The 25,616-nt window shown below is 59.5% G+C and carries 25 protein-coding genes; 11 read left to right on the top strand and 14 right to left on the bottom strand.

What is annotated here, in order from left to right:
• Nucleotides 1–37 precede the first annotated feature (37 nt).
• The 4 genes from AC4FIA_RS00685 to AC4FIA_RS00670 form a co-directional block, all read right to left on the bottom strand.
• Nucleotides 38–1,000: a fumarylacetoacetate hydrolase family protein gene (locus AC4FIA_RS00685; RefSeq protein WP_490364318.1), complete on the bottom strand. Its 963-nt coding sequence runs from the start codon at nucleotides 998–1,000 to the stop codon at nucleotides 38–40.
• Nucleotides 1,001–1,072: 72 nt separating this feature from the next.
• On the bottom strand, nucleotides 1,073–2,233 hold the full coding sequence (locus AC4FIA_RS00680; protein WP_490364317.1) for an alpha/beta hydrolase family protein: 1,161 nt from the start codon (nucleotides 2,231–2,233) through the stop codon (nucleotides 1,073–1,075).
• 21 nt (nucleotides 2,234–2,254) lie between these two features.
• Nucleotides 2,255–3,379, bottom strand: a complete 1,125-nt coding sequence (locus AC4FIA_RS00675) for an FAD-dependent oxidoreductase (RefSeq protein ID WP_490364316.1) — start codon at nucleotides 3,377–3,379, stop codon at nucleotides 2,255–2,257.
• Between the two features lie 66 nt (nucleotides 3,380–3,445).
• Nucleotides 3,446–4,381 (bottom strand): LysR family transcriptional regulator, encoded by a 936-nt coding sequence (locus tag AC4FIA_RS00670; protein ID WP_490364315.1) that lies wholly within the window; start codon nucleotides 4,379–4,381, stop codon nucleotides 3,446–3,448.
• A gap of 199 nt (nucleotides 4,382–4,580) precedes the next feature.
• Between AC4FIA_RS00670 and AC4FIA_RS00665 the strand changes: the two genes are divergently transcribed.
• On the top strand, nucleotides 4,581–5,519 hold the full coding sequence (locus AC4FIA_RS00665; protein ID WP_490364314.1) for a VOC family protein: 939 nt from the start codon (nucleotides 4,581–4,583) through the stop codon (nucleotides 5,517–5,519).
• Nucleotides 5,516–5,896, top strand: coding sequence for a Rieske (2Fe-2S) protein (locus AC4FIA_RS00660; RefSeq protein ID WP_490364313.1), 381 nt, complete (start codon nucleotides 5,516–5,518; stop codon nucleotides 5,894–5,896). Before AC4FIA_RS00665 ends, AC4FIA_RS00660 begins: the two co-directional genes overlap by 4 nt.
• Nucleotides 5,897–6,066: 170 nt before the next feature.
• Here the strand turns inward: AC4FIA_RS00660 and AC4FIA_RS00655 are convergent, their stop codons facing one another.
• Together AC4FIA_RS00655 and AC4FIA_RS00650 are read right to left on the bottom strand one after the other, a co-directional pair.
• Entirely contained in the window at nucleotides 6,067–7,095 is a 1,029-nt protein-coding gene (locus AC4FIA_RS00655) for a permease (RefSeq protein ID WP_490364312.1), read from the bottom strand.
• Entirely contained in the window at nucleotides 7,088–7,426 is a 339-nt protein-coding gene (locus tag AC4FIA_RS00650; protein ID WP_490364311.1) for an ArsR/SmtB family transcription factor, read from the bottom strand. The genes AC4FIA_RS00655 and AC4FIA_RS00650 overlap by 8 nt, the downstream gene beginning before the upstream one ends.
• Before the next feature lie 127 nt (nucleotides 7,427–7,553).
• Between AC4FIA_RS00650 and AC4FIA_RS00645 the strand changes: the two genes are divergently transcribed.
• On the top strand, nucleotides 7,554–8,141 hold the full coding sequence (locus AC4FIA_RS00645; protein WP_490364310.1) for a uracil-DNA glycosylase family protein: 588 nt from the start codon (nucleotides 7,554–7,556) through the stop codon (nucleotides 8,139–8,141).
• Nucleotides 8,134–8,925 carry an SseB family protein gene (locus AC4FIA_RS00640; RefSeq protein ID WP_103909146.1) on the top strand — a complete coding sequence of 264 codons (792 nt, stop codon included), beginning with the start codon at nucleotides 8,134–8,136 and terminating at the stop codon, nucleotides 8,923–8,925. Before AC4FIA_RS00645 ends, AC4FIA_RS00640 begins: the two co-directional genes overlap by 8 nt.
• Before the next feature lies 1 nt (nucleotide 8,926).
• Here the strand turns inward: AC4FIA_RS00640 and AC4FIA_RS00635 are convergent, their stop codons facing one another.
• From AC4FIA_RS00635 to AC4FIA_RS00625, 3 genes are read right to left on the bottom strand one after another with little or no spacing between them, the layout of a single operon-like run.
• Nucleotides 8,927–9,949 carry a P1 family peptidase gene (locus tag AC4FIA_RS00635; protein WP_490364309.1) on the bottom strand — a complete coding sequence of 341 codons (1,023 nt, stop codon included), beginning with the start codon at nucleotides 9,947–9,949 and terminating at the stop codon, nucleotides 8,927–8,929.
• The gene (locus AC4FIA_RS00630) at nucleotides 9,933–10,673 is read right to left on the bottom strand and encodes a glucose 1-dehydrogenase (RefSeq protein WP_490364308.1); all 741 of its coding nucleotides are present in this window, start codon (nucleotides 10,671–10,673) and stop codon (nucleotides 9,933–9,935) included. Before AC4FIA_RS00630 ends, AC4FIA_RS00635 begins: the two co-directional genes overlap by 17 nt.
• Nucleotides 10,674–10,694: 21 nt before the next feature.
• Complete coding sequence (locus tag AC4FIA_RS00625) at nucleotides 10,695–11,189, bottom strand: hypothetical protein (RefSeq protein WP_490364307.1); 495 nt, start codon at nucleotides 11,187–11,189, stop codon at nucleotides 10,695–10,697.
• 330 nt (nucleotides 11,190–11,519) lie between these two features.
• Between AC4FIA_RS00625 and panB the strand changes: the two genes are divergently transcribed.
• From panB to AC4FIA_RS00610, 3 genes are all read left to right on the top strand, one after another.
• Nucleotides 11,520–12,353, top strand: a complete 834-nt coding sequence (panB, locus tag AC4FIA_RS00620; protein WP_473030861.1) for a 3-methyl-2-oxobutanoate hydroxymethyltransferase — start codon at nucleotides 11,520–11,522, stop codon at nucleotides 12,351–12,353.
• 11 nt (nucleotides 12,354–12,364) lie between these two features.
• A complete protein-coding gene (gene panC / locus AC4FIA_RS00615; protein WP_103909141.1) occupies nucleotides 12,365–13,207 on the top strand; it encodes a pantoate--beta-alanine ligase in 843 nt (280 codons plus the stop codon).
• Between the two features lie 123 nt (nucleotides 13,208–13,330).
• A complete protein-coding gene (locus AC4FIA_RS00610) occupies nucleotides 13,331–13,999 on the top strand; it encodes a hypothetical protein (protein WP_490364306.1) in 669 nt (222 codons plus the stop codon).
• A gap of 12 nt (nucleotides 14,000–14,011) precedes the next feature.
• Here the strand turns inward: AC4FIA_RS00610 and AC4FIA_RS00605 are convergent, their stop codons facing one another.
• Together AC4FIA_RS00605 and AC4FIA_RS00600 are read right to left on the bottom strand one after the other, a co-directional pair.
• Nucleotides 14,012–15,286, bottom strand: a complete 1,275-nt coding sequence (locus AC4FIA_RS00605; RefSeq protein WP_490364305.1) for an acetylornithine deacetylase/succinyl-diaminopimelate desuccinylase family protein — start codon at nucleotides 15,284–15,286, stop codon at nucleotides 14,012–14,014.
• A 57-nt stretch (nucleotides 15,287–15,343) separates the two neighbouring features.
• Complete coding sequence (locus AC4FIA_RS00600) at nucleotides 15,344–16,294, bottom strand: DUF2125 domain-containing protein (RefSeq protein ID WP_490364304.1); 951 nt, start codon at nucleotides 16,292–16,294, stop codon at nucleotides 15,344–15,346.
• Between the two features lie 67 nt (nucleotides 16,295–16,361).
• Between AC4FIA_RS00600 and AC4FIA_RS00595 the strand changes: the two genes are divergently transcribed.
• Genes AC4FIA_RS00595 through AC4FIA_RS00585 form a run of 3 tightly spaced genes read left to right on the top strand, consistent with a single transcriptional unit; the run spans nucleotide 16,362 to nucleotide 20,289 of the window.
• Nucleotides 16,362–16,907 (top strand): gamma-glutamylcyclotransferase, encoded by a 546-nt coding sequence (locus tag AC4FIA_RS00595; RefSeq protein ID WP_103909137.1) that lies wholly within the window; start codon nucleotides 16,362–16,364, stop codon nucleotides 16,905–16,907.
• A gap of 55 nt (nucleotides 16,908–16,962) precedes the next feature.
• Complete coding sequence (locus AC4FIA_RS00590; protein WP_490364303.1) at nucleotides 16,963–18,180, top strand: biopolymer transporter ExbB; 1,218 nt, start codon at nucleotides 16,963–16,965, stop codon at nucleotides 18,178–18,180.
• A gap of 3 nt (nucleotides 18,181–18,183) precedes the next feature.
• Nucleotides 18,184–20,289 (top strand): peptidoglycan -binding protein, encoded by a 2,106-nt coding sequence (locus AC4FIA_RS00585; protein ID WP_490364302.1) that lies wholly within the window; start codon nucleotides 18,184–18,186, stop codon nucleotides 20,287–20,289.
• 5 nt (nucleotides 20,290–20,294) lie between these two features.
• Here the strand turns inward: AC4FIA_RS00585 and AC4FIA_RS00580 are convergent, their stop codons facing one another.
• The 3 genes from AC4FIA_RS00580 to gloB all read right to left on the bottom strand — a co-directional run bounded on the left by AC4FIA_RS00580 (nucleotide 20,295) and on the right by gloB (nucleotide 24,491).
• Nucleotides 20,295–21,254, bottom strand: coding sequence for a M23 family metallopeptidase (locus tag AC4FIA_RS00580; protein ID WP_490364301.1), 960 nt, complete (start codon nucleotides 21,252–21,254; stop codon nucleotides 20,295–20,297).
• Entirely contained in the window at nucleotides 21,254–23,581 is a 2,328-nt protein-coding gene (gene clpA / locus AC4FIA_RS00575) for an ATP-dependent Clp protease ATP-binding subunit ClpA (protein ID WP_490364300.1), read from the bottom strand. Before clpA ends, AC4FIA_RS00580 begins: the two co-directional genes overlap by 1 nt.
• A 148-nt stretch (nucleotides 23,582–23,729) precedes the next feature.
• Nucleotides 23,730–24,491, bottom strand: coding sequence for a hydroxyacylglutathione hydrolase (gene gloB / locus AC4FIA_RS00570; RefSeq protein WP_490364299.1), 762 nt, complete (start codon nucleotides 24,489–24,491; stop codon nucleotides 23,730–23,732).
• 62 nt (nucleotides 24,492–24,553) lie between these two features.
• On the opposite strand from gloB, the gene AC4FIA_RS00565 reads away from it, so the two are divergent.
• Nucleotides 24,554–25,303, top strand: a complete 750-nt coding sequence (locus AC4FIA_RS00565) for a class I SAM-dependent methyltransferase (RefSeq protein ID WP_103909131.1) — start codon at nucleotides 24,554–24,556, stop codon at nucleotides 25,301–25,303.
• Nucleotides 25,304–25,616: the final 313 nt, after the last annotated feature.

Genomic DNA, 25,616 nt, shown 5'->3' with positions numbered 1-25,616 from the left:
TTCGCGCCAGCGGCCTTTCTGTTTTGCGCTGAGAGGGTCAGCCCTTGACGACCCGCTGGTTGATGGCGCCAAACAACGGCGTGCCGTCACGCGCCACTGCTTCCATACGGACTTGGTCGCCAAAGCGCATGAATTCTGTTTCGGGCGCGCCGTGATCAAGGATCTCGATGCCTCTGCGCTCGGCAATGCAGGACGATCCGACTTCGCGATAGGTTTCGTTTGAAACGGTGCCGGACCCGATCACTGTGCCGGCGACCAGATCACGCGAATATGCCGCGTGGGCGATCAATTGGTCGAAGCCCACCGACATCTCATACCCTTCGGCCGCACCAAAGCGTGTGCCATTCCAGTCCACATTCAGCGGCAGGTCGATCCGTGCGTCGCGCCAAGCGTCGCCCAGTTCATCCGGTGTAACAGCTACAGGGGCCATGGTGCAGGCGGGTTTGCACTGCAGCCAACCAAAGCCTGTTTTTATCTCGCGCGGGGCAAGTTTGCGCAGGGACCAGTCATTGACCTGCACCAGCAGGCGGATATGGCTGAAGGAGGCCTCGGCATCGGTGCCCATGGGGACGTGGTCGGTGATGATGCCGAACTCGCCCTCAAAATCGATACCGTCGTCTTCGGATGGAAGGGGTACATCGGCGCAAGGGGCGTGGAACCGGTCGGAAATACCTTGGTACATCAGCGGCGGCCACGTCGGCAGGGGCGCGATGTTGAACACCTTTTCCATCAATGCGCCATGGCTGTCATAGGCAGAGCCGTCCAGCCACTGCCATGCACGCGGTAGGGGCGACAGCGTCTGTGTCGGATCAAATTCGACGCCTGCGCCCGCGTTTACCGCATCATATTCAGCCTGAAGCGCGGGGGCGAACTTATCCCAGTCTTCAAGCAAGGCCTGCAACGTCGAGACCGCAAGCGCAGGGGCACAGCGGCTATGATCATGGCTGACCAGATACAGCGCGCCATCGGGGGTGCCATTCGGCAAGGTGGCAAATTTCATCGTGTACTCCTGTCATAAGAAGGCAAAAGGGCGGCCCGGAAATCGGCCGCCCTGTGTTGCGAAACCTGTGGTTCAGGCCAGCCGTCCGCCCAGCGTTTCAGCGAACCAATCGGCGATATAACTGCGGCCAAAGCTCATGTTGTCCGCCCCGACATGTTCAACGCCGCCTTCGCGTTCGGTGAAGATCTTCAGTTCACGGCGGGGGCTGTTCACCACTTGGTCGTAAGATTGGTGCGCATAATCGAGGCTGATCTGACGATCGTTCGCGCCATGCGTTACAAGGAAGGGCACCTTGATGTGCTCCATCACGCCATTCAGATTCATGCCTGCGGCTTTTGCGAAAAAGTCGTCCATGTCAGACGCGCCAAAAACCCACTGAACGTGGTTCCAATAATGCGGCACGGGGTTCTCTCCCTCGCGCTTCAGGCGCCGCTGCTGAACCTCGGCCCAGTTGTGGTTCGCCCCCCAAACCGCACCCGCGGCAAAGCGCGGCTCGAACGCACAGACGCGCGGGGCATAGTAGCCGCCCAGAGAGATACCGGTCACACCGACGCGCTCTGCGTCCACATCGTCACGTGCAGCCAGCCATTCATAGACCGGGGTTCCCCATTTCTCAGAATCGTAATGCGCGGGCATTCCCTGCTTGCGCAGGCTTTCACCTGTTCCAGGTTGATCGACGGAAAGCGTGGAAATGCCGCGCTTGGCCAGCTCGTGCGGCAGGCGCGACCAATACAAAAGCTCTTTACAGCTATCGAGCCCGTTCAGGTAGACGACGGCAGGCGCGGGCCCGTCGACACCTTCGGCTCGGGTGTAAAGGACGGGAATGGTTTTGTCGCCGTAAGGGATGTCAAAGCGTTCGACATTGTCACGCGATGCTTTCGTGCCTTTCTGAAAGGCATCAAGCCCCTTTTGAAAAGTCTCCGCGCGGCCCGGATGGCCGTGGCCCTGCATCCGTTCGGCTGTCAGGTAATATAGCGCAGCACGTTGAAGCTTGGGACCTGCCGACAACATCCGGCCTGCGGCCTCGTCTTCGCCTGCCAGATCGACAAGCTTATCGGCGACCTTCAACCATGCCGCCATAAAATCCTGCGTGCCGGCGTCTTCGCCTGCTTGTGCCTTGGCCAACAAGGGCTGGCACATATCCATGATCTCGCCCAGTTCAGCGCCGCTTGCCATTGCGATCGAAACGGACAGGTTCCAGACATAGTTGGGGAAGTAATCGAACATCGCCATAGGGGTGGCGTCTCCTTTTGATCAGATGGGTTCGGCCATCAGGCCGATGGTGCGCCCGTTCAGTGCGCCGACGTCCACGGGGGGCACTTTGCCCATTTGGCTGTCGCCAATGAGCACTGAGTTGTCCGCGATGAATTTCGCCCGCGCAAAGCGGCGGTTGCGATACGCCGTAAAGGCAGCTTCGGGCGTGTCGTGCCGGGTCAGCTCTTCGGCCAGAACAATGCCGTCTTCGATCGCCATGCCTGCGCCTTGTGCCAAATGCGGCGTGGATGCGTGGATCGCATCGCCCAACAGAACGACGCGGCCCTTGTGCCAGTCGCTGTCCACAAAGACGACTTCAAGGGGGCGGGCAACAACGTCTGCGTCTTGGGTGATCTGGTCTGCGACCGCCTTGACTTGCGGCGGGGCCAACGGACCGATGCGGTCGCGCATCGCTTCGGCCGATCCCTCTAGTGGCAGGGTCATGCCGTCGGGCTCTTCGCTGAGCAGGAACATGTACATTTGGCCTGCGCCAAGCGGCACAAAGCCTGCGTTGACGGGGCCGGAGAAAATCTGAATGCCTTCCATCTCGGGCGGCTGAGGCAGGTTATAGCGCCACACCCATTGCCCAGTGTAGCGCGCATTGGGGGCATCGGGCAGGATCATGCCGCGTGTTCTGGAAAAGACGCCATCTGCGCCGATCACGATGTCATGGCGTCCTTCGGTTCCGTCAGACAGTGCCACGGTAACGCCTGCGCCGTCATCCGTGATTGTCTCCACAGTCGTCCCAAGCCGGATGGTGACACCAAGCGCTTGGGCCCGATCCGCCAAGACCTTTTGCAGGTCGCGCCGTCGGATACCCGCGTTCGATGGGTGGTTTTCGCCCGCAAGTCGGGGTGTGTTGAAGTCGGCCACTTGCTGCCCCGCGGGACCGGCGAACAAAACAGTACGGTCAAACCCGTAGGCCTTTTCCATATAGGCATCCAGAAGATCGAGGGATGCCATGGCGCGGATCACGTTGAACTGCTGGATGATGCCTACGCCGTACACGGACCATTCGGGGTCCTTTTCGACGATTTCAACCGCGAAACCCTTGCGCCGAAGCGCAATCGCCGCAGTTAACCCGCCGATACCACCACCAATCACCAGAACCGAATCCAACTCCATCGCAGGCCTCCCCTCCCGTCGTTCGGGCAAACGCTACGGAGATGTCAGGCATTTGGGAAATGGAAGTTACGGATCGGGTGTATTCATCACTTCAATGGGTTCAAGGCTGTGAGCCGCGCGAATGATCAGGTCCCGCAACCATACTAGACGGGGGTCGCCATCGCGGTAGCTGTGCCACTGCAACGTCTGTGTCAGCGGCTCTAAAGGGAAGGGCAGCGGGTGCATTTCCAGTGGCAATGTTTCGCAGGCGGCCTTAGCCACAAGCCCATGCACTGTGGCAATCCGTTCTGTCCCGACTACAAGGTTGGGCAACGTCGAAAACGAGAACGATTTCACTTCGACGCGCCGTTCCAAACCGATCTGGGCCATCATCTCGGCTTCTAGCGATCCGGCGGAGTTGGGGGGCACCATCACCGCGTGACCTGCATTGCGGAAGTTGTCCATGGTGATTTCTGTACCGGCCAATGCGCTGCCTTTCCAGACGACGCAGACGTAAGGATCGGCAAACAGCCGTTCATAGGGATGCTCGTCCGACGCATAAGGCTCGGGCGAGACCAGCAAATCTGCCTCGCCCTTTTCCAGCAGTTTGTACGGGTGGGCTGTCTGCGGCAGCAGCCGAAAACGGACATTTGCACCCATCTCTTCGGCCATGGCGATGACGCGAGGCATCAGCACGGTTAGGGAATAGTCCGACAGCAGGATCGAAAATTCGCGGTCTGTGTTAACCGGATCGAATTCAGGTGCGGTTTCGATGGTGGCCTCGATCCGGACCAGGATATCACGCACCGCTGATTGCATGGATGCCGCCCGCGGTGTCAGCTCCATCCTGCGGCCCACCTGCACCAGCAATTGATCGTCGAAATAGGTGCGCAGGCGGGTCAGCGCATTGCTCATGGCCGATTGGCTCATGTTCATGCGGGCCGCCGCCGCGCTGACCGATTGCAAGGCCAGCAGGTTATCAAGCGCTACCAGCAAATTGAGGTCCAGCCTCTTGAACCGCATGTCTCATCCTCCCTTCGCGGCATTCGCGATGCCACGCTTTGACGGTGCAATCCTCTATGGCAAAGGGTGCCTTGTCATATTCATTAAATCAATGCAAACCATCCAGACTTCCAATTTTCGCAATAGTTCAGTGCTGCATATTGTCCCTTCCAAAAGCCGCGTCTCATCCGGGATGCGCTGGACGGAGGAGTTTCAGAACATGAGAATTATCGGGCCGGACGAGCTGATTTTCGGCGTCGACAATCTGGAGGCCAGCCGCGCATTCTTGGTCGATTACGGGCTGACGGATGCGGGCAATGATACCTTCGAGGCGCTGGATGGCACCGCCATCACGTTGCGCGCCCGCGACGACGCGTCTTTGCCCTCTGCGTTGGAAACAGGGTCTATGCTACGCCGCACCATTTGGGGCGTCGAAGATCAGGCATCGCTTGATGCGATCGAGGCCGAACTGTCCAAGGATCGCGAGATTGTTAAAAGTGACGGGCAGCTTCTGACAAAAGACGACGCTGGCTTTGAAATCGGGTTCCAGCTGACGCGCCGCCGCCCGTTGGATTTGCCCGCCGAGATGATCAATTCCCCGGGCGCGAAACCGGGCCGCGCCCCGAATGAGATCGCTGCTAACGAGGACGCAGAGGCCAAACCGCGCACCCTAAGCCACATCGTGTATTTCGTCCCTGACATGGACGTGATGGCAAACTTTTACATTGATCGGCTGCAATTCGTCATTACGGACAAATTCACCAACACCGGCCCGTTCTTGCGCCCGCAGGCAAACAACGATCACCACGTTCTCTTTATGATCCAGACACCGCCCTACATGCAGGGGCTCGAACACCTCGCGTTCCATATGCAGGGGCCGACCGAACTTATGCTGGCAGGCTCGCGCATGGTGAAAAAGGGCTACGAAAGCTTTTGGGGACCTGGGCGACACAAATTCGGATCGAACTGGTTCTGGTACTTCAATTCACCGTTGGGCACGCATGTCGAGTATGACGCCGACATGGATCACCACGATGGCGACTGGATCCACCGCCAAGGCCCAATGGGTCCGGAACAAGCGCAGATGTTCCTGTTTGAGAACGTCGAGAAGTGGGCACCGGGCGGCCCACCTCCGGGCAAAGGCGGCAAGCCTGAGTGAGCACTTGGGCCGCGCGTGAACTGGATCGGCCATTGTGTCGGATCGCTGATCTGCCCGAGGGGCAATCAGTCGGCTTCGATCCGCTGGATGAGGGCCGTGATACAATGTTTGTCGTCCGCAAGGGCGACACGGTTCACGCGTGGCGCAACCTTTGTCCGCACTATGATCGCGCACGTATGGCGTGGAAAAAGGACGAATTTCTGAACGGGGATCGAAGCCGGATCATGTGCGCCGCCCATGGCGCGCTGTTCCGGATCGAAGACGGTGTTTGCGAAATCGGCCCCTGCGTCGGCCAAAGTCTGACACCGGTGCCAATTCGGTTGCACGACGGCGCGCTCTGGATTGTCGGAGAATATGCGCCTGGTTTTAGGCGATAATGGCTGGGGCGTCAGGCGTGCCCTAGGTCCGGTGGTTTTCGAGTGATTATCAGGGGGGGTGCGGTTGCCTCCAGCCGCCTTCCTGAATGGGCCATGCGATCATCCCGCATGGCCCTTTTTCAATGTCTTTCTTTCACACGTGGTCGGTGCGATGACTTTGGGCTAAACGATCACGCCCAAACCCACGCGCCCCATGCCAAGCCAGCGATCAGCGAGCCTGTGAACGCAAAGCCAAGGTAGGCCCCGAATACACGCGGTTTCACCAGCGCCCAGACCGCAATCGCGGCGGGGATACAGCTGACGCCACCGGCCAGAACAAAGCTCATTGCCGCGCCCGGTGCCATGCCTTGGGCCAGCAGCGCGTCGACCATGGGCACAGCGGCATAGCCGTTCAGATAGGCTGGCGCGCCGATCACAGCGCCCATAATGATGGGCCAGACGCCGGTGCCCCCCAGAATGCCCGCGATCATGTCGGCGGGGACGTAGTGGATCATCAGCGCCTCGATCACATAGGCCAACGTCAGCCATTTCAGCAGGAACAGCCCGTTTTCAACCGCAGTCTCACGGAACGTGTCGCGGCGGTCCTCGTGCGGCCAGAATTTCCAGACAGGGGCCCCTTGGAACGGTTTCTTGGCGCTGCAACAGCCACCCACCTGCGGCTTTTCCCGAAGCGGATCACGGAACACGACCGATTGCGCAAAGACCATCACACCGAACCCGCCGATCAATCCAAGCCCGACAGCCGCAATGGTTTTGGCGATGGCGAAATCCCAGCCCAACGTGCCTGAAGTGATTAGAAACATGGCAGGATCCATCAACGGCGACGCCAGCCAGAAGGCCATAACCGCACTTAGCGGTGCGCCAACGGCCAGAAGGGCGGCGATAAAGGGGATGACCTCACACGAACAAAAGGGCGAAAGGCCCCCTAGAAGTGCCGCCATAAAGATCATGCGCGTTTCGCGGCCCTCAAAAGCCTTGGCCAGCAAAGTTTCTGCGCCGGTGGCTTTCAGGTAGGCCACCGCCAGCACGGCAAACAGGATAAAGGGCAGGGTGTGCCAGATCGCGCCGGCGGCGAATTCCACAGTCGGCCACAGGTTCGATGGGTCCAGAATGCCGACGATCAAAAGCAAGGCCAGACTTGCGATCCACGCCTTACCCGGGCGGGGCAGTCTGGCGATTTGTGCGGTTAGATCAGTCATGGCTGTGGCCCCCGTCTGTGCAATCGGCGCAGCATTCTTTCAGCAGGAACTCGGACAAGGCGCGCACTTCGTCATAGGCGACGGCAGCGCAGATAATGCTGCGGCCGGAACGGGTTTGTTTGACCAAGCCCGCCTGCGCCAGAATTTTCAGATGATGCGTCAAGGTCGATCCCGCGACACCCGTCCGGTCGCCCAACATGCCAATCGACAGCCCCTCGGGCCCCGCCCGCACCAAGGTGCGCAGAACGTTCAGGCGTTGTTCCGACCCAAGCGCCGCAAAGGTCGAAGCCGCGATTTCCAGTCCGATGTCGGGTTCATGTGCCAGCGTCATGGGTCACCTCTGATGATTCGATATTTCTAGAATTATCGAAATAATACCGTCTGCCAAGACTTATTTCGAAAGTTATCGAAATGAACGTGACTTTTGGCTCGGGCGCGGATGCCCTACATCTTTGTCCATGGATGACCTGCTGCATCAAATCACCACCTGCCGTTTGTGCGCTGATCGCTTCCGCGTGACTGCATCGCGCCATAGCCCGCGCCCTGTGGCGTGGTTCAGGCCGACCGCGCGGTTGCTGATCGCGGGGCAGGCGCCCGGGCTGCGGGTGCATGAAAGTGGCAAGCCATTTGATGACCGATCCGGTGACAGGCTGCGCGACTGGTTGGGCATTGATCGCGCCACGTTTTATGACCGCGATGCGATTGCCATCGTGCCTATGGCGTTCTGCTTTCCGGGCTATGACGCCAAAGGGGCCGATCTGCCGCCCCCGAAAATCTGTGACGAAACATGGCACGATCAGGTGTTCAAAACCCTGACCGATCTGCAATTTCAGGTGATCGTCGGCGGCTATGCGCACCGCTATCATCTGGGTGGCACGTTGCCTGTGACCGACCGCGTTGCCGCGTGGCGTGACCAAATGCCGGAAAAGATGCCCTTGCCCCATCCGTCTTGGCGGAATACCGCATGGTTGAAACGAAACCCTTGGTTCGAAACTGATGCGCTGCCCGCTCTACAGACCCGCGTGAAGGAGGTTCTGAATGGCTGAGACGACACCCCTTGATGATGCATTCGCCGCAATGGAGGCCGCGCCGCAAGACGATGCTGCGCGTCTGCGGTTCTATGAGCGACTGGCGGATTCAGAGCTGTTTCTGTTATTGAAGAAAGAGGCTGAGGGCGAAGTTCTGGACCCCGAGGTGTTTGAACTGACCGACGCCAGTTTCGTGCTGGTCTTCGACCGCGAAGAACGGCTGGCCGAATTCGTGGGCAAGATCGCGCCCTACGCCGCCCTGTCAGGTCGCGTCATCGCAGGCGTTCTGGCAGGGCAGGGTGTTGGCCTTGGCCTGAACCTTGAGGTCGCGCCATCGTCGCATCTGATCCCGCCCGAAGGTGTCGCTTGGTTGGCTGAAACGCTGACCGAAGGCCCGCAAGAGGCCGAGGCACGCCCGTCTGAATTCAGCGCACCGCAAGGCCTGCCCGAAATCCTGATCACGGCGCTGGACACGAAACTCAGCACCGCCACCGGTTTGGCGCGCAAGGCGTATCTTGCGGGCGTGACCTATGACGACGGGTCGCGTGGCCATATCCTCGGGATCACCGGCGCGCGTGCCGGTGCCCAGGCGCCTTTGGCCCGAGCAATCAACGAAGCTCTGGTGTTTTCCGGCATCGAGGCAGGCGCGCTGGACGTGGCGTTCTTGGAGGATGACGATCCTGCGGCGGCATCTTTGGCACGCGTGGGTCTGCGCTTTGACCTGCCCGAACCGCAGGTGCCGCAGCCTGTGGCACCGTCGGCGCCGGGGATGGACCCCGACAAGCCACCAAAGCTGCGCTAATCTAGCCTAGCGTTTCGCGGAATGTGGGTAGCGTGTCGCCCTTCGCTGGCGTCGCTTCCCACACCGCGCGGGCGATGGCGCGGGCAAGGCAGACCGATCCGGCATGGCCGAGCGCGGACCATTGTATATCCGGAGTATCCAGCGCCTTTTTTCCGGTGCCCAAGGCAAACACCAGATCACCGTCGAACGGGCTGTGCGACGGGACTATCGCACGGGCCATCCCGTCATGCGCCGCAACCGCCAGCCGTTTGGCCTGCGCTTTGGTGATCACCGCATCGGTCGCAACAATGGCGATTGTTGTGTTGCCCAGACCGGCCATGGCGGCGAACTTGGCGCTTGGCCGTAGGTCTTGCAGACCTTGGGCAGGGTCGCTGCCCAGACCGCCGAACTCATCCTCGATTTCAAAAGGCGCGGCCCAGAAATGTTTGCCGGACGGCGTCGTCACGCAGCCCATCGGGTTCACGGCGACCAAGGCCCCAACGGTGATCCCGTCGACCACCATCGATGCCGATCCCAAGCCGCCTTTGACCTGCGCGGTTTGTGCGCCCGTGCCCGCACCGACACTGCCCAAAGCGAACGTATCTGACGCAGCGGCAAAGGCCTGTGCCCCCAAAGCAGGATAGGGGTTGTCGCCCCAGTCTTTCCCACCGCCATTCAGCAAATCAAACAGGATCGCCGCAGGCACAATCGGAACGCGGGCCGATAAAACCGGAAAGCCGCGCCCTTGTTTGTGAAGCGCATCCATAACGCCCTGTGCAGCAGCAAGGCCAAAGGCGCTGCCGCCGGATAAAACCAAGGCATCCACGCCGGGGGCCGTTTTGTCAGGTTCCAGCAAATCGGTTTCGCGTGTTCCCGGTGCGCCGCCCATAACGGACACAGAACAAACCGCTGGCTCATCACAGACCAGCACCGTCGTGCCGGATTTCAGACCATCGTCCCGCGCGTTGCCGACAGACAGGCCCGCGACGTCGGTGATCAGATTGCGCGGCCCAGTTTTTGATGCAAGCCTAGATGCAGCGGCCACCATCGACCTCCATACAGACGCCGGTGATCATCGAGGCATCTTCCGAACATAGGAACGTCGCCGCCGCGGCCAGATCGTTGGGGGTGGAAAAGCGGCCCAAGGGGATGGTCGACAGAAATTTGGCGCGCATCTCGGGGGTGTCTTCGCCCATGAAGCTGGACAGCAACGGCGTTTCGCCTGCCACAGGGTTCAGCGCGTTCACGCGGATGCCCATGGGGGCCAGTTCCACCGCCATGGCGCGGGTGGCTGTGATCATCCAGCCTTTGGATGCGTTGTACCAGTTCAGACGTGGGCGAGGGGACACGCCAGCGGTCGAGGCGATGTTCAGAATGCAGCCAGCACTAGCGGCTTTGAAATGCGGGACCAAAGCGCGTGCGGTCAGGTAGACGGATTTGCAATTCACCGCAAAGACGCGGTCGAAATCGTCCTCGCTGACCTCTTCCATGGGGGCGGGAAGATGGGTGATGCCCGCGTTGTTGATCAGGATATCGACGCCGCCCAGATCGGACATGGCCGTGGCGATCATCGCATCGACGCTGTCGCCCTTGGACACATCCACATGGCAGGCGATGGCTTGATCGTTGTCAGCGATGGTTTTGGCGGCATCCAGATTGATATCGGCCACAAGCACCTGCGCGCCTTCTTCCAGAAACCGCTTTACGATCCCTGCGCCGAACCCTGATCCGCCGCCTGTGACGATCGCTTTTTTCCCTGCCAGTTTCATAGACCCCTCCCGTTTGGTCTGTCAGTCGGCTGGGTTCCCTTCCAGAAACATCAGCCATAATGCCACCGGAAGCGCGACTGCGCCGCTCCAGTAAACGGCTGTCCACATCGTCGAGGCGTACAAATAGCCCTTTTCGCGTGCGACCAGATCGTCGGGAACAACCGCATAAGCCAGAAGATAGCCAAACAGGCTGCCCGTCAATGCAATGAAGAAAGCCAAAGCGATTGCGCGCCAGCCTGCGGAAAAAAGCCGGCGCTGGTTTTCAATCAGGGTCAAGCCGATCACAAAGACAGGAATGGAAAGCAGCGGACCCATCCACCAGGCCGCTTTGAAACCTGCAACCGAGACCCTGAGGTATTCGTTCCAGTGCTCAGGAATTGCGTATTTCTCGAATACGAATTCGTCAAAGAAAGAAGGCCCAACAGCATAGATGAACTGACTGTTCGCCACGCCGAATACCGAGGCAGTCACCGTTGCAAAGCACACGAGGGCAAGAATTGTCTTCAGTCTGTACATCAGCCTCACACACGTTCGGCATCCCCTTCTATTTGTCCTAGCTCTGGACCGGAGTGAAACAAGAGTTCTGGACCAAGCTTTTGCGTGGATTCGATCCGCTGAGGCGGCATTTCGCGGATTTGCTCACTCCGATGCTGCAATGCCGCATGTGCGATAGTCTGCGACACTTCGTGGCTGGGTTTGCAATAATTCAATGTTTACATGGTTCTAGTCGGTGTGTGCCGTGCGGGACGCAGCGTCGCGGAAGTGCCGCTGGCGCTAACAGGGCTTTAGCAATCGCAGCGCAAATGTTATTGCAGGCCGCAGTGACTGGTTCGGAGGAGACCCGGAATGAGCGCCACCGCACGCAAACAGGCCCCGTTGCCGGATGATATCCGTGCCATGAAAGGCGGCACGCCGATCGTCAGTTTGACAGCTTACACCACCCCTATGGCCGAATGGATGGACGCGCATTGCGACTTTGTTCTGGTGGGTGACAGCCTTGGAATGGTGCTGCACGGTCTGCCGTCGACGCTGGGCGTGACGATGGACATGATGATCATGCATGGCAAAGCCGTGCGCCGTGGTCTGAAATCGGCGATGATGGTGGTCGATATGCCGTTCGGGTCTTACGAAGAAAGCCCCGAGCAGGCGTTCCGCAATGCCGCCCGTCTGATGGCCGAAACCGAGGCTGGTGCCGTCAAACTGGAAGGTGGCGTTGCGATGGCTGAAACGATCCGCTTTCTGACATCGCGCGGTGTGCCTGTGATGGCGCATGTCGGCCTGACGCCCCAGTCGATCAACACACTGGGCGGTTACAAGGTGCAGGGTCGCGGTGCTGCGGGTGATGCCCTGATGGCAGATGCCAAGGCTGTGGCCGAGGCGGGTGCCTTTGCCGTTGTACTTGAAAAAGTGCCGGAAAAACTCGCGAACGAAGTTACGGCAGAGGTGCATATTCCGACAATCGGGATCGGTGCCTCGGCTGGCTGTGATGGCCAAATTCTGGTGGTTGATGACATGCTTGGTCTGTTCACCAAGTTCAAAGCCAAATTCGTCAAGCGCTACGCCGAACTGGGCCATGGCGCGGAAGAGGCGATTGCAGAATATGCCAAAGACGTCCGCGCCCGCGCATTCCCCGGGCCGGAGCATGTCTTTGCCGATCAGGCCCCTGCGAAGAAGTCATAGGAACCTTTGACGTGACAGCCCCTATTATTCGTTCCCTGCCCGCCCTGCGCGCGGCTGTTTCCGAGTGGAAATCCAAAGGTGAGTGTGTGGCCGTGGTCCCGACCATGGGTGCGCTGCACGCCGGTCACCTGAGCCTTGTTGAAGCGGCCAAAGCGGGCGCAGATCGGGTGATCGTGACGATCTTCGTGAACCCCAAGCAGTTCAATTCGGCCGAGGATCTGGCGAACTATCCCCGTACCGAAGAAGACGACGCCGTGAAACTGGCGCCCTTCGGTGTGGACGCGATCTATGTGCCAGATGGCGCAACGATGTACCCCGAAGGCTTCGCAACAACCGTGTCGGTCGAAGGTCTGACAGACGTTCTTTGCGGTGCGCATCGTCCGGGTCATTTTGATGGTGTGGCAACGGTCGTGTCCAAGCTGTTCCTGCAAACGGGCGCCGATAAAGCGTTCTTCGGTGAAAAGGATTTCCAGCAGCTGCAGGTCGTGAAACGTATGGCGACCGATCTGGATATTCCGATCGACATCACAGGCTGTCCGACCATTCGCGATGACGACGGTCTGGCTTTGTCATCGCGCAACGCTCGCCTAACCAAAGACGGCCGCGCCGCAGCGCCTGTGCTCTATGCCCAGATGCAGAAACTGGCGGATGAGGTAAACGCAGGACGCGCGCTGAAACCCGCGCTGGAAGAGGCCACCGCCAACATTCTGGCCGCAGGCTTTACCGAGGTCGAATACCTTGATCTGCGCGCCAAGCTGAACCTGCGTCTGATGGAGCGTCTGGACGAACCCGCGCGCCTGTTTGCAGCCGCATGGATCGACGGCGTGCGCCTGATCGACAATATCGCGGTTTAATATTGACAGATAACCTTATGGTTGTGACGATCCCTTGTGACCAAGGCTTTTCGTCCGCCCAAGACTACGAGCGACAGCTTGGGAAGGGGCGGGAGCCCCCAAAAGCATGAGGTGAATTAAGCAATGGCTTCGGATAAATCCGACGACAAAGCGTCTACGAAAACCGCGATTTACTGCAAAAGCGATGGGCATCCCTACACTTTTATCGGTGCTTACGTTGATCCTGCTGACGTTGCCGGAATAATCGAAAGGCATGTCAGAGAACATCCCGTCGGCGTCCAGCATCACTACATCTACAAACAGGATCCGCCGGTGTCGCATGGTTGCCTGGCGCCGGATACGCTGATCTGGATGGCCGATGGATCCACACGAAAAATCGCAGAGGTTGGGCAAGGCGATCGTATTCTCGCCTGCGACGCTGATAGAAATGTCTTGGCTGATGACGTGGCGCATGTGCGCAAATCAGATCATGATCAGGTGCTGACGCTGCGCACAGGCAAGGACAGAACGATAGAAATGTCTATATCGCAGCCGATAATGACAGTTTCTGGGCCGGTAATGTCAGGGCAGCTTTTCCTACCGGCGAATTTCTATCAGCTTGCCGGCTCTCGCGACCAGTTGTCATTGGTTGAGGCTGTGCAAATGACCACTGAAACCGCGGAAACGCCCCGCGAACTGATTTCCATCCACACACAGTCAAACGGATATTTTTTCGTCGGTGAAGATGCCATTGCGGTGAAGTGCAAAGGAGGCGGGCCATACGGGCCACCGCCGGACTACCGCCCTTTGTGACCGTTATCGCGGTTAACTAAGCAGCAGCTTTTCCAACGTCCGGCCCATGACCTTGGCGCTATCGATCATGTCGGTGACGCCAATCCATTCGTCCGGCTTATGGGCCAGTTCCAGCACGCCGGGTCCGTAAGCGATGCAGTTCTTCAGCTTGCCGATCCGGTCGATGTGTTTCTGGTCATAGCTGCCGGGCGAGGCGACAAAGCTGGGGTCTTGGCCAAGGGTTTCGGCAATCGCGGCTTTGACGGTGCTGACCACAGGCGCGTCTTCGTCGGTCATCGATGGAAGGACACGGTTCAGTTCGCGCAGTTCGTAGTCGAACTTGGGGCGGTTGGCCTTAAGCCCGTCAAGAATGTCACGGATTTCGCCTTCAACCTGATCAATCGGCTCTTCCGCCAGAAAGCGGCGGTCGATGGTGATGCGGCAGCTGTCAGGCACGCAATGGGCGGGCAGGGCGGTGCTGTCTTCGGGCTCTTCCGGCTGACCGCCGTGAATGGCGTTAATGTTCATGGTCGAGGCGCGCGCGCCATCGGGGATCACCGGCATTTCGGTGCGCCGTGCAGCCATGGCAGGATAAAGCGTGGTTTCAAACTGCTCTAACACCGCGCCCATATGGCGGATCGCACAATCCCCAAGGAAAGGCATCGATCCATGGGCAATCTCGCCCTTGGTTTCGATCTCGGCCCACCATCCGCCGCGATGGCCCAGACAGATGCGATCCTTGCCCAGTGGTTCGGGGATGATCACGTGCTGCACGCGGGTTGGATCGAACCAGCCTTCCTGCGCCAGATGGGCGACACCACCGTAGCCGCCGGATTCCTCATCCGCTGTGCCGCTGATTTCGATGGCGCCAGAAAAATCGGGATGTTCCTGAATAAACGCCTCGGCGGCGATGATGGCCGCAGCCAGACCTCCCTTCATATCGCAGGCCCCGCGCCCATAGATGCGGTCGCCGTCCAGCGTGGCGGCAAAGGGATCATAGGTCCAGCCTGCGCCCACTTCGACCACATCGGTGTGGCCGTTGAAATGCACGCAAGGGCCGGGCTTGGCGCCCTCGTACCGCGCGACGATGTTCCAGCGGGGGTATTTTTCGCAATCGCCGGGTGCACCTTCGGCACGGATCAGGGTGGTTTCAAACCCCTTGGCGGCCAGCCGCTGTTTCAGCAGATCGCAGATCGCAGCATAGTTTTCGCCCGGCGGGTTCAGCGTGGGAATGCGGATCAAATCCTGCGTCAGCGCGATCAGATCATCGCGCATCCCCTCAATTCGGTGCTGCAAGGCGTCGGTCATCAAACTCTCCGGTATCTTGCCGTCATCCTTGTCGGGAAACCGCCGGTGGGCAAGGCCTTAGGGCTGCGGGATCGGGGGAATTTGACCGACAGGCAGGGGCCCGAGCGACACAACGCCTTTGTTCAGGCGCAGTTTGACGTTCAGCTGGTCGCGGTTGCCCTGAAGCGAGGCGACAAGCGTCAGCACGTCATTCAGGAACCGCACGCCATCGCGGCCAAGCCCCCAGTCGTCCTGCGCCTGTTCCAGCAATGCGCGCCAGTTTTCGGTTTCAAACGCCAGATCGCCGGTCAGGCGGCCACGTTTGTCCACGTCGAACTCACCATCCAGCGTGATGCGCGTATCGCCAAGCCCGTATTCGGCGGACTTCAGGTTGATCTGCTGGATCGCGGGGCGGTCCTTGCCCGGTGACAGGGGCGCGGCAAAGCGCAGTTCAGATTGCGCGGTCAGGCCATCGACGGTTGCCTCGTCCGAACGGGCGGCGGCATCAGCCGATAGGATCGCGCGATACAGGCCGGGTTCGACATCGGTCTGTTCGATGGCAAAGTTCACAGCGGCCAAGGCCGTGGATGTGCCGTCGCTGCTTTCAATGTTCATAAACGGGGCTTCGGCGATAAACCGGATCAGCGCATCATCCCCATTACGTCGGAAGCTGGCCAGCAGGCGTTCGCTGGTGATTGTCCAGTCGTCAGACCGGTTCGCAATCTGCTGACTGTTCGGGAAGGCAAAGATCATCTGGCGGTCGCTATAGACCATGCGCAGGATCTGGAACTGCGGGGCGCTCCATGACCAGCCTGTGTCGGGGTTTGCGATCACAAGATCGGTAAAGGTCGTATCCAACCGGTTCGGGAAACCAGCGACCGACACATCGGAATAGCTGACATCACGACCGGCGGCGATTTCGCGGGCCTTCCAGTCGTCGATCGCGGTTTTCAGCGCGTTGGCCTGAAAAAACCAGTAGCCCGACCACGCCAGCGCCGCAGCGACAATTACAAATAACAGCTTCTTCATCACTCGGCCCCTTTTCGCGCGATCTGCTTTGGTAGATATAACGCCAAACGGACAAGGACCAGTGAACATGACCCTTTGGGTTTTCGGATACGGATCGCTTTTGTGGAACCCCGGTTTCGAGGTGGTCGACACGCGCCCAGCGCGCCTGTCGGGGTATCGCCGCAGCTTTTGCATGCGGTCGATTCATCACCGTGGCACGGCCGAAGACCCGGGACTGGTGCTGGCGCTGGATGCCGAAGATCAGGCGGAATGCCACGGTCTGGCGCTTGCTGCACATCCGGACAAGACCGAAGAGACGCTGGAATATCTGCGCGAACGCGAATTGGTGTCGTCGGCCTATCTGGAACGCATGTGCGACATTGCCTTGGCCGATGGCAGCACCGTATCTGCCGTCACCTACGTGATTGATGCGGATCACAACCAGTACTGCGGCGGTCTTCCATTGGAAGAGCAGGCACAGATTATCGCCAAAGCGGTCGGCGGACGCGGCCCCAACACGGAATACCTGCACAACACGGTAGACCGGTTGCGCGTGTTGGGTATTCCCGATGCAGAACTGCAATGGCTGGATGAACGTGTTCGGGCACTTAGCGCACAAGGCTTGGCTTGTTAAAAATTGCCCGCTAGGGTTTTCCTGACGAAATACAAACGTGTCAGGAGCGGTCCTTATGGATCAGCCGGACCTCGAGGCCGAGCCGCATTTTTCGCAACCGATCCGCCAGATCCTGATGATGCTGGCGGCGCTAGGTCTGTCTGCCCTCGGGCTGGTGATGGCCCTGCCGCGTGTTCTGCCGGTATTCGAACAAAACCTGTACCTGAACGGGTTCATCTTTTTCGTGTTCATCGTCGGCGTGCTGGCCTGTTTCTGGCAGGTGGCGCAGCTTGTGAACTCGGTCCGTTGGATCGAAGGGTTTGCACGGGGTAACAACGTGGCGACTGCTGCGCGCGCGCCTCAGATGCTGGCGCCTTTGGCGGCGCTGCTGCGGACCCGTGGCCAGCGCATGCAGATCACCACGACGTCCAGCCGGTCCATTCTGGATTCCGTTGCGCAGCGGATTGATGAAGCCCGCGAAATCACCCGCTACATCGTATCGCTGCTGATTTTTCTTGGGCTTTTGGGCACGTTCTATGGCCTTGCCACCACAGTTCCCGCATTGGTCGACACGATCCGAAGCCTTGTTCCGCAAGAGGGCGAAACAGGGGGCGAGCTGTTCGGGCGTCTGATGACGGGTCTCGAAAGCCAGCTTGGCGGCATGGGCGTGGCCTTTGCCTCATCCCTTCTGGGTCTGGCGGGGTCGCTGGTGGTTGGTTTGCTGGAACTGTTTGCGGGCCACGGCCAGAACCGGTTCTACCGTGAACTTGAGGAATGGCTGTCGTCGATCACGCGCATCGGCCTGTCCCATGGTGGGGCGGAAGGCACCGATGAAATGTCCGGCGCAGCGATGGCGTTGGAACAGGTCGCGGACCAGATGGAAAGCATGCAGATGCTGTTCGCACGGTCCGAGGAAAGCCGCTCGGAAATCGAAGCGCGACTGGGGCAATTGGCAGATTCAGTCGAACGGCTGACCGAACGCATCGAGGCGACAGCGCCGTCCAGCACCGCGATGATGCGCATCGCCGAAGGTCAGGAACGCCTGATTTCAGTTCTGCAGAACCGCGAGGCGGAAGATGGCTTTGACAGCGAAAGCCGGATGCGCCTGCGGTCGATTGACGTTCAGATGCTGCGCATTCTGGAAGAAATGGCAGCGGGGCGTCAGGAAAGCATGGCTGAACTGCGCACCGATCTGGCCACGTTGAACCGCATCCTGACCCGCATCGGACGTCAGGCCGAAGCGAACGCCAAGCCGCAGAAGGTTGTTGTACGGCCTTTGCGGCAGGAAGACTAAGCCATGGCATTGTCCCGTCGCAGCGGACAGCGGTTTCAGGCCTCGATCTGGCCTGGCTTTGTCGATGCGATGACCGGCCTTTTGCTGGTGCTGATGTTCGTACTGACCATCTTTATGGTGATCCAGTTCGTGCTGCGGGAAACCATTACGGGTCAGGCCGACGAACTGTCACGGCAATCGGACCAGTTGGATGTGTTGTCGGCGGAACTGGCCGAACTCGCCGCCGCGCTGGGCATGGAGCAACAGGAAAACACTGCGCTGGAAAACCGGCTGGGTGCGCTGAACGCCACGCTGGTCGACCGCGACGCGCAACTGGCCGAACGGCAATCCATCATCAACGCCCTGACTGCGACGCGCGACCAACAAGCGGCGGAACTTGAAGCCGCCGCTGCCCGTATCGTCGAGTTCGAGGATCGCGTTGCGGCGTTGTTGGCCGATCAGGACGCGGCGAATGCACGGATATCGGACCTGATCGCCAGCCGCGATGAGATCGACGCCGCCCGCGCGGCACTGGTCGATGAACGCGACGCGCTGAACCTTGCTTTGGCGGCGGCGCGGTCCGAGATTGACGCAGGTGAGGAAGCCGCCCGTCTGGCCGCCGCGCGACGCGAGGCATTAGAGGCCCTGATCGCTGATCTTGAGGCCAAGAATGCGGATGCCGAAACGCGGATCGGTCAGTTGTCTGGGCAGGTCGATGACCTAAACACCGCCCTGACTGAAGAAGAGGCTGCGCGCCTTGCGGAAGCTGAAGCCGCCGCCGCCCTACGCAAACGGCTGGAAGAGGCGGATGCAGAGCTGACAGCCATGACCCTGTCGTTAGAGGCACAGCGCAAAGAGGCCGAAGACACGTTGACCCTGCTCGCGGCTGCACGCTCAGCACAGGCTGATCTGACGAGCGACCTGACTGCTGCGCTTTTGGCACGCCGTCAGGAAAGCGAACGCGTAGCGGACCTTGAACAGCGTTTGGATGCATTGTTGGCGTCACAGGAAACGGCGAACGCGGTCGAGCAGGAATTGCGCACCCAGTTGGCCAATGCGTTGGCCAATCTTGAAGAAACCACGTTGTCCCAGGATGACTTGCGGCGCGAGCTGGCGGAATTGAAAGCCACACAAACCACATTGGTCGCGACCGAAGAACAGCTCCGTACAGAACTGGCTGCGGCCTTGGCAGAAAAGGCCAAGCTGACCACAACCGAAGAAACCTTGCGCGCCCAACTGGCTGCCGCGCTGAGCACGCAAGAGGAACTGTCGGGCAGCGAAGAAGAGTTGCGTCAGCGTCTGGCGGCGGCTCTGGCCGCAGAACTGGCTGCGGATGCCGAAACACAAGAAGCGATGTCCGAGGCCGAACGACAGGCTGCATTGCTGGCTGCGGCGCAGTCTGAACTCAGTACAGAAGTTGCCCGCGCCACGGCCGCCCAGAAAGAAGCCGAGCTTTTGAACCAGCAGGTCGCCGCCCTGCGGGAACAGCTTGGGTCTTTGCAGGCTATTCTGGACGATGCCAAGGCGCGCGATGCTGCCGCTCAGGTCCAGCTGCAATCTTTGGGCAGCGATCTGAACGCCGCGTTGGCCCGTGCTGCCGCAGAAGAACGTCGCCGTCGCGAGCTGGAAGAAGCCGAGCGCAAGCGGCTTGAAGCCGAGGCTGCTGATCTGGCGAACTACCGGTCCGAATTCTTTGGGCGTCTGCGTGAACTGATCGGCGAACGGGACGGGGTGCGGATCGAAGGCGACCGGTTTGTCTTTTCATCCGAGGTTCTGTTCCCGCCCGGTGGCGCAGAACTTTCACCAGCGGGTCAGCGCCAGATCGCGGGCATTGCGCAAATCCTGCGCGACATCGCCGCCGATATCCCGCCCGAGATCGATTGGGTGATCCGTGTTGACGGCCACACCGACAACATCCCTCTGTCCGGTTTCGGCCAATTCGCCGATAACTGGGAACTGTCGCAGGCCCGTGCCCTGTCGGTGGTGCGCTTTATGTCGAACTTCCTTGGCATTCCGCCGGATCGCCTGTCGGCCAACGGCTTTGGCCAGTATCAGCCGATCAATACCGATGACACTGCCGAGGCGCGTGCCCAAAACCGGCGGATCGAGTTGAAGCTGACGGAAAAGTAAGCCGCTTATTCGATGCGGATTTGTGCGTTGCGGATGGCCAGAACCTGTCCTTTGCGGGTCAGCTTGACCGTGCCCGTGTAATCGCCGGGTTTCCAGCCGCCATCAGGGGCCTTGCGTCCGAACGTGCGGAACAGTTGCGGCTGGCTTTTGTCGATGGTCACGGTGTCTGCGAAAACGGGGCCGTCGGGGCCTGTCGCCTCAAACGCCATCTGGTCGCCGGTTTCCGCGTAGAAGGCAAAACCATACAGCAGCAGATCATCCTGCGGCGTCGCATCAATCCGCCGCGCGGCACCGGATTGCACATGCGCCATGCGCGGCATCCACGTGGTGAAGCTGGCAGTGAATAGGCCGGTGGTCGAATAGGGCAGATCGGTCAGCCACAGCGTTTCGCCATCCCAACCGCAGGTGTCCTTTGGGGTGGGCGAAAACGGGTCAACAACCCGACCGTCCTTCAGGACCGTGAAATGCAGATGGGCGAAGTTTGACTGCCCGCTCATCCCGACAACGCCAAGGGGTGTTCCAGCCGTCACCGCATCGCCGGTCTGAACCGCGATGCTGCCCTTTTTCAGATGGCAATAAAGCGTCTGATACCCGTTCGGGTGCCCGATCCGAACAGCGTTTCCGCATTCCTTGCCCTTTAGCTGCGGGGCGATGGCGGCGGTGTAAGGTTGGTCCAGAATGCCATCGCGGGTGACCTGAATAATGCCGTCGGCGGCGGCCAGCACCTGAACGTTGTCGGCCAGTTTGGCATCCGACATCAGCGCAAAGTCTGTGCCGCGATGCCCGTTGCGTGATTTCAGACCACAGGTGAAATCGTGTTGACGGTCGGTCGGGTCGGCATCCACGTAATCCTCGACCACGCAGGTTTCGCCATAGACGCAATCAAGCGGTAGCTGAAGAAACGGCGCCTCTGCCATCGCTGGGACGGCAGAGGCGCAAATCAAAGCGACATATGTCGCGCGCATCAGTCGGCGGTCAGAAGCGGTGGCTTGCTGCCCGAGATGCGGCGTTTTTCCGGGCCGGACAGTTGCAGATCCAGTTCGCCATCCTTGACCGCAACACGCACCACGCCGCCTTTCTGAAGCTTGCCGAACAGTAGTTCTTCGGCCAGCGGCTTTTTGATGTGCTCCTGAATGACGCGGCCCAGCGGACGCGCACCCATTTTGTCGTCATAGCCTCTGTCCGCCAGCCACTCAGCGGCCGGACGGGTCAGTTCGATGGTCACGTTGCGATCCAGAAGCTGCGCTTCAAGCTGCAACACGAACTTTTCGACGACTTGCAGGATGACCTCTTTCGGCAGCGGCTGGAAGCTGATCACGGCGTCCAGCCGGTTGCGGAATTCAGGTGTGAAGGTGCGTTCGATCGCGGCTGTGTCTTCGCCTTCGCGACGATCACGGCCAAAGCCGATTGCGGCCTTCGCCTGCTCTGCGGCGCCTGCGTTCGATGTCATGATCAGGATCACGTTGCGGAAATCAACGGTGCGACCGTTGTGATCTGTCAACGTGCCGTGGTCCATGACCTGCAGCAGGATGTTGTAGACATCGGGGTGCGCCTTTTCGATTTCATCGAGCAGCAATACGCAGTGCGGATGCTGATCAACGCCGTCGGTCAGCTGGCCACCCTGATCAAAGCCCACATAGCCCGGAGGTGCACCGATCAGACGGGAAACGGCGTGTTTCTCCATGTACTCGGACATATCAAAACGCAGCAGTTCCACACCCAGCGTATCCGCCAGTTGCTTGGCGACCTCGGTTTTACCCACACCGGTCGGACCGGCGAAGAGGTAGTTGCCGATGGGCTTTTCAGGTTCACGTAGACCGGCACGCGCCAGTTTGATCGCGGACGACAGCGCCACGATGGCGTTGTCCTGACCAAAGACCACGCGCTTGAGCGATTTTTCGAGGTCTTTGAGAACCTCTGCATCGCTTTTCGACACGTTCTTCGGTGGGATGCGGGCGATTTTCGCCACGATATCCTCGATCTCTTTCGGGCCGATGGTTTTGCGGCGCTTGCTGTCGGGCAGCAGATGCTGAGCAGCACCCGCTTCGTCGATCACGTCGATCGCTTTGTCCGGCAGTTTGCGGTCATTGATATAACGCGCAGACAGTTCCACCGCCGTTTTCACAGCTTCGGCTGTATACTTCACGCCGTGGTGTTCCTCAAAGTAAGGTTTCAGGCCCTTGAGGATCTTGATGGTGTCCGGAACCGACGGTTCGTTCACGTCGATCTTCTGGAAGCGACGCGACAGGGCGCGGTCTTTTTCAAAGTGCTGACGGAACTCTTTATATGTGGTCGAGCCCATGGTGCGCAGTTTGCCACCCTGAAGCGCGGGCTTCAGAAGGTTGGATGCATCCATTGCGCCGCCCGATGTGGCACCCGCACCGATCACGGTGTGGATTTCGTCGATGAACAGAACAGCGTCTTCATGCTCTTCCAGTTCGGTCACGACAGCCTTCAGGCGTTCTTCGAAATCACCGCGGTAACGTGTGCCCGCCAGAAGCGCGCCCATATCCAGCGAATAGATCGTTGTGTTCGACAGCACCTCGGGGGTGTCGCCGTTGACGATCTTGCGGGCCAGACCTTCGGCGATGGCGGTTTTGCCCACGCCCGGATCGCCCACCAGAAGCGGGTTGTTCTTGCGGCGGCGGCACAGCACCTGAATGCAGCGTTCAACTTCGCCCGAGCGACCGATCAGCGGATCAACGTCACCTTTGCGCGCTTTGGCGTTCAGATCGACGCAGTATTTCGCCAGCGCGGATTCTTTCTGTTCGCCGGGGTTCGAGGTGTCGGCAGAAACGGTTTCTTCTTCGTCGCTGGCACCGGTGACCGGACGGCTTTCGCCGTAGGCGGGGTTTTTGGCCACGCCATGCGCGATGAAGTTCACCGCATCGTAGCGGGTCATGTCCTGTTCCTGCAGGAAGTAGGCCGCGTTGGATTCGCGTTCGGCAAAGATTGCGACCAGAACGTTCGCGCCTGTCACCTCTGTCCGGCCCGAAGACTGAACATGGATCGCGGCGCGCTGGATCACGCGCTGGAACGCGGCTGTGGGCACAGCCTCGGATCCTTCTGTTTCTGTTTCCAGATTCGACAGGTCGTCGTCGATAAACTCGACCAGAGTCGTCCGGAGCTCTTCTGTGTCTACGTCACAGGCCTTCATCACCCGTGCTGCATCGGGCTCATCGATCAATGCCAACAGCAAATGTTCGAGAGTCGCGAATTCGTGGGAACGTGTATTCGCCAATGCCAACGCTGCGTGGATGGCCTGCTCTAGGGTGTTTGAGAATGAAGGCACTGGAGTGCTCCTCTTGTCTGCGCCGTGACTGTCGCCTCAGCATTGCCTCTTGGTATTAAAGTTTGGTCGATTGCTGTGGACCTTCAAGTGAAAACTGCATTTCTTTTGCTCACAATCTTATTCATAGCGCGTTTTTTGACCATACGGATTAGAAACTATCCTTCCGCGCGCGAATTTCAGCGAACACTTCCGTATCGGTGGCATCAATCATGCCAAGTTGGCGACGCACCGACATTTCAGAGGCGCGCAGGAACGGATTGGTAGCAAGTTCTAGCGAAAGAGATGCAGGAACAGTGGGCCTGTTGTTGCGCCGGTCCTCGGCAATGGCCTCGGTTCTAGAAATAAGCTCGGCATTGTCCGGTTCAATAGTCAGCGCAAATTTTGCGTTCGACGCTGTATATTCGTGGCCCGAGTAGATCATCGTTTCCGGCGGCAGGGCTGCCAGTTTGGACAGGCTTTCGTGCATCATTTCCGGCGTGCCCTCGAACAGACGCCCGCAGCCCAGTGCCATCAGGCTGTCTGCGGTAAAGATAGCGTTCGCCTTGGGATAATAATAAGCGATGTGCCCCAGCGTGTGGCCCGGCACGGCAATCACCTGACACAGGCCATCGCCATTTCCGCCGGAAAATCCGTCGGGCAGGGCAAAGTCCAACGGGGGCAGTTTGTCTTTCTCGGCCTCAGGGCCCATGACCATGCAGCCGTATTTCTCTTTCAACTCGGCCACGGCGCCCACGTGATCGTGATGGTGGTGCGTGATCATGATAACGCCCAGCGACCAGCCGCGTTCTTCCAGTGCTGCGATAATCGGTCCGGCTTCTGGTGCATCAATCAGGGCAACGCCGTCGGGGCCATTGACCAAATAAGCGTAGTTGTCGCTCAGGCAGGGGATCGTCACGATTTCAAGAGGCATGGTCTTTCCTTGCGCGCTTTGTAAAAGTGTCCCCAGTCAACCGCATCAGGATCGACACTGCAATGCACCTAGATGTCCGTGATCTTCACAGTTTCTATTACCGCAACGCCTTGGGCCGTGCGGCGCAAAAGGTGATCCGGACGCATGTGCGCGAATTCTGGAGCGATGTGCATGGTCAAACCGTAGCGGGTTTCGGCTTTGCGGCCCCTTTGCTGCGCCCTTTCCTGCAAGAGGCGCGGCGCGTTGTGGCGTTGATGCCTGCGCCACAGGGCGTGATCCACTGGCCAGCGGGCATGCCGAATGTGTCGGTCCTGTCGAACGAAACGCAATGGCCGCTGGAAACGGGGCATGTCGATAAGCTGGTGGTGATGCACGGGCTGGAAACATCCGAGAACCCGACGGCGGTTTTGGACGAATGCTATCGCGTTTTGGGGCCGGGGGGCGAGGCGCTGTTTATCGTGCCGAACCGAAGCGGGCTTTGGGCGCGGTCGGATCGCACGCCTTTCGGTTATGGGCGGCCCTATTCGCGGGGTCAGCTGGAAACACAGCTTCGCTATCACGACTTTTTGCCGAACACACATTCGTCGCTGCTTTATCAACCGCCGTCGACCCGCCGCTTCTGGATGAAGACCGGTCCGGTCTGGGAGCAGATCGGGCGGTCGGTGCCTGCGGTGATGGCAGGGGGCGTGATGGTGGTACGGGCGTCTAAACGCTATCCGCCGCGACCGCGTGGCGTGGGCGAAGCCGCACGGGTCCTGAACCCGCTGGATGTGCTGTCACCGAAACCGGCCAACGCGGCGAAACCCGTTTAAAGCGATTCCCCCGTTTTGTGATCACACAGACATTTGTCTAGGGTCCGAATAATTTTCGCGGCAGTGCAGAATCACCATGCAAGGGGAAAATTGTTGAATCTAGGTCGTTTGACCTGCGCACATGGTCGCACCCTTAGCGTTAACATAGGAACTAATGGCACGTTAGGTCACATTTAAGCCTCTAAGCATGTTGCTAGGTGGGGGATGCTCTGCTACATCCGCGCTGATTTTACTGTCTTGGCAAAGTCGTCAGGACAGCTTGACCGCTCTCGGGTCCCCTTCAAACGGGGCCACGGGGGCTTGTTAGCGGAAG

The organism is Thalassococcus sp., from assembly GCF_982780845.1.
This window is presented reverse-complemented; position numbering and strand designations above follow the sequence as displayed.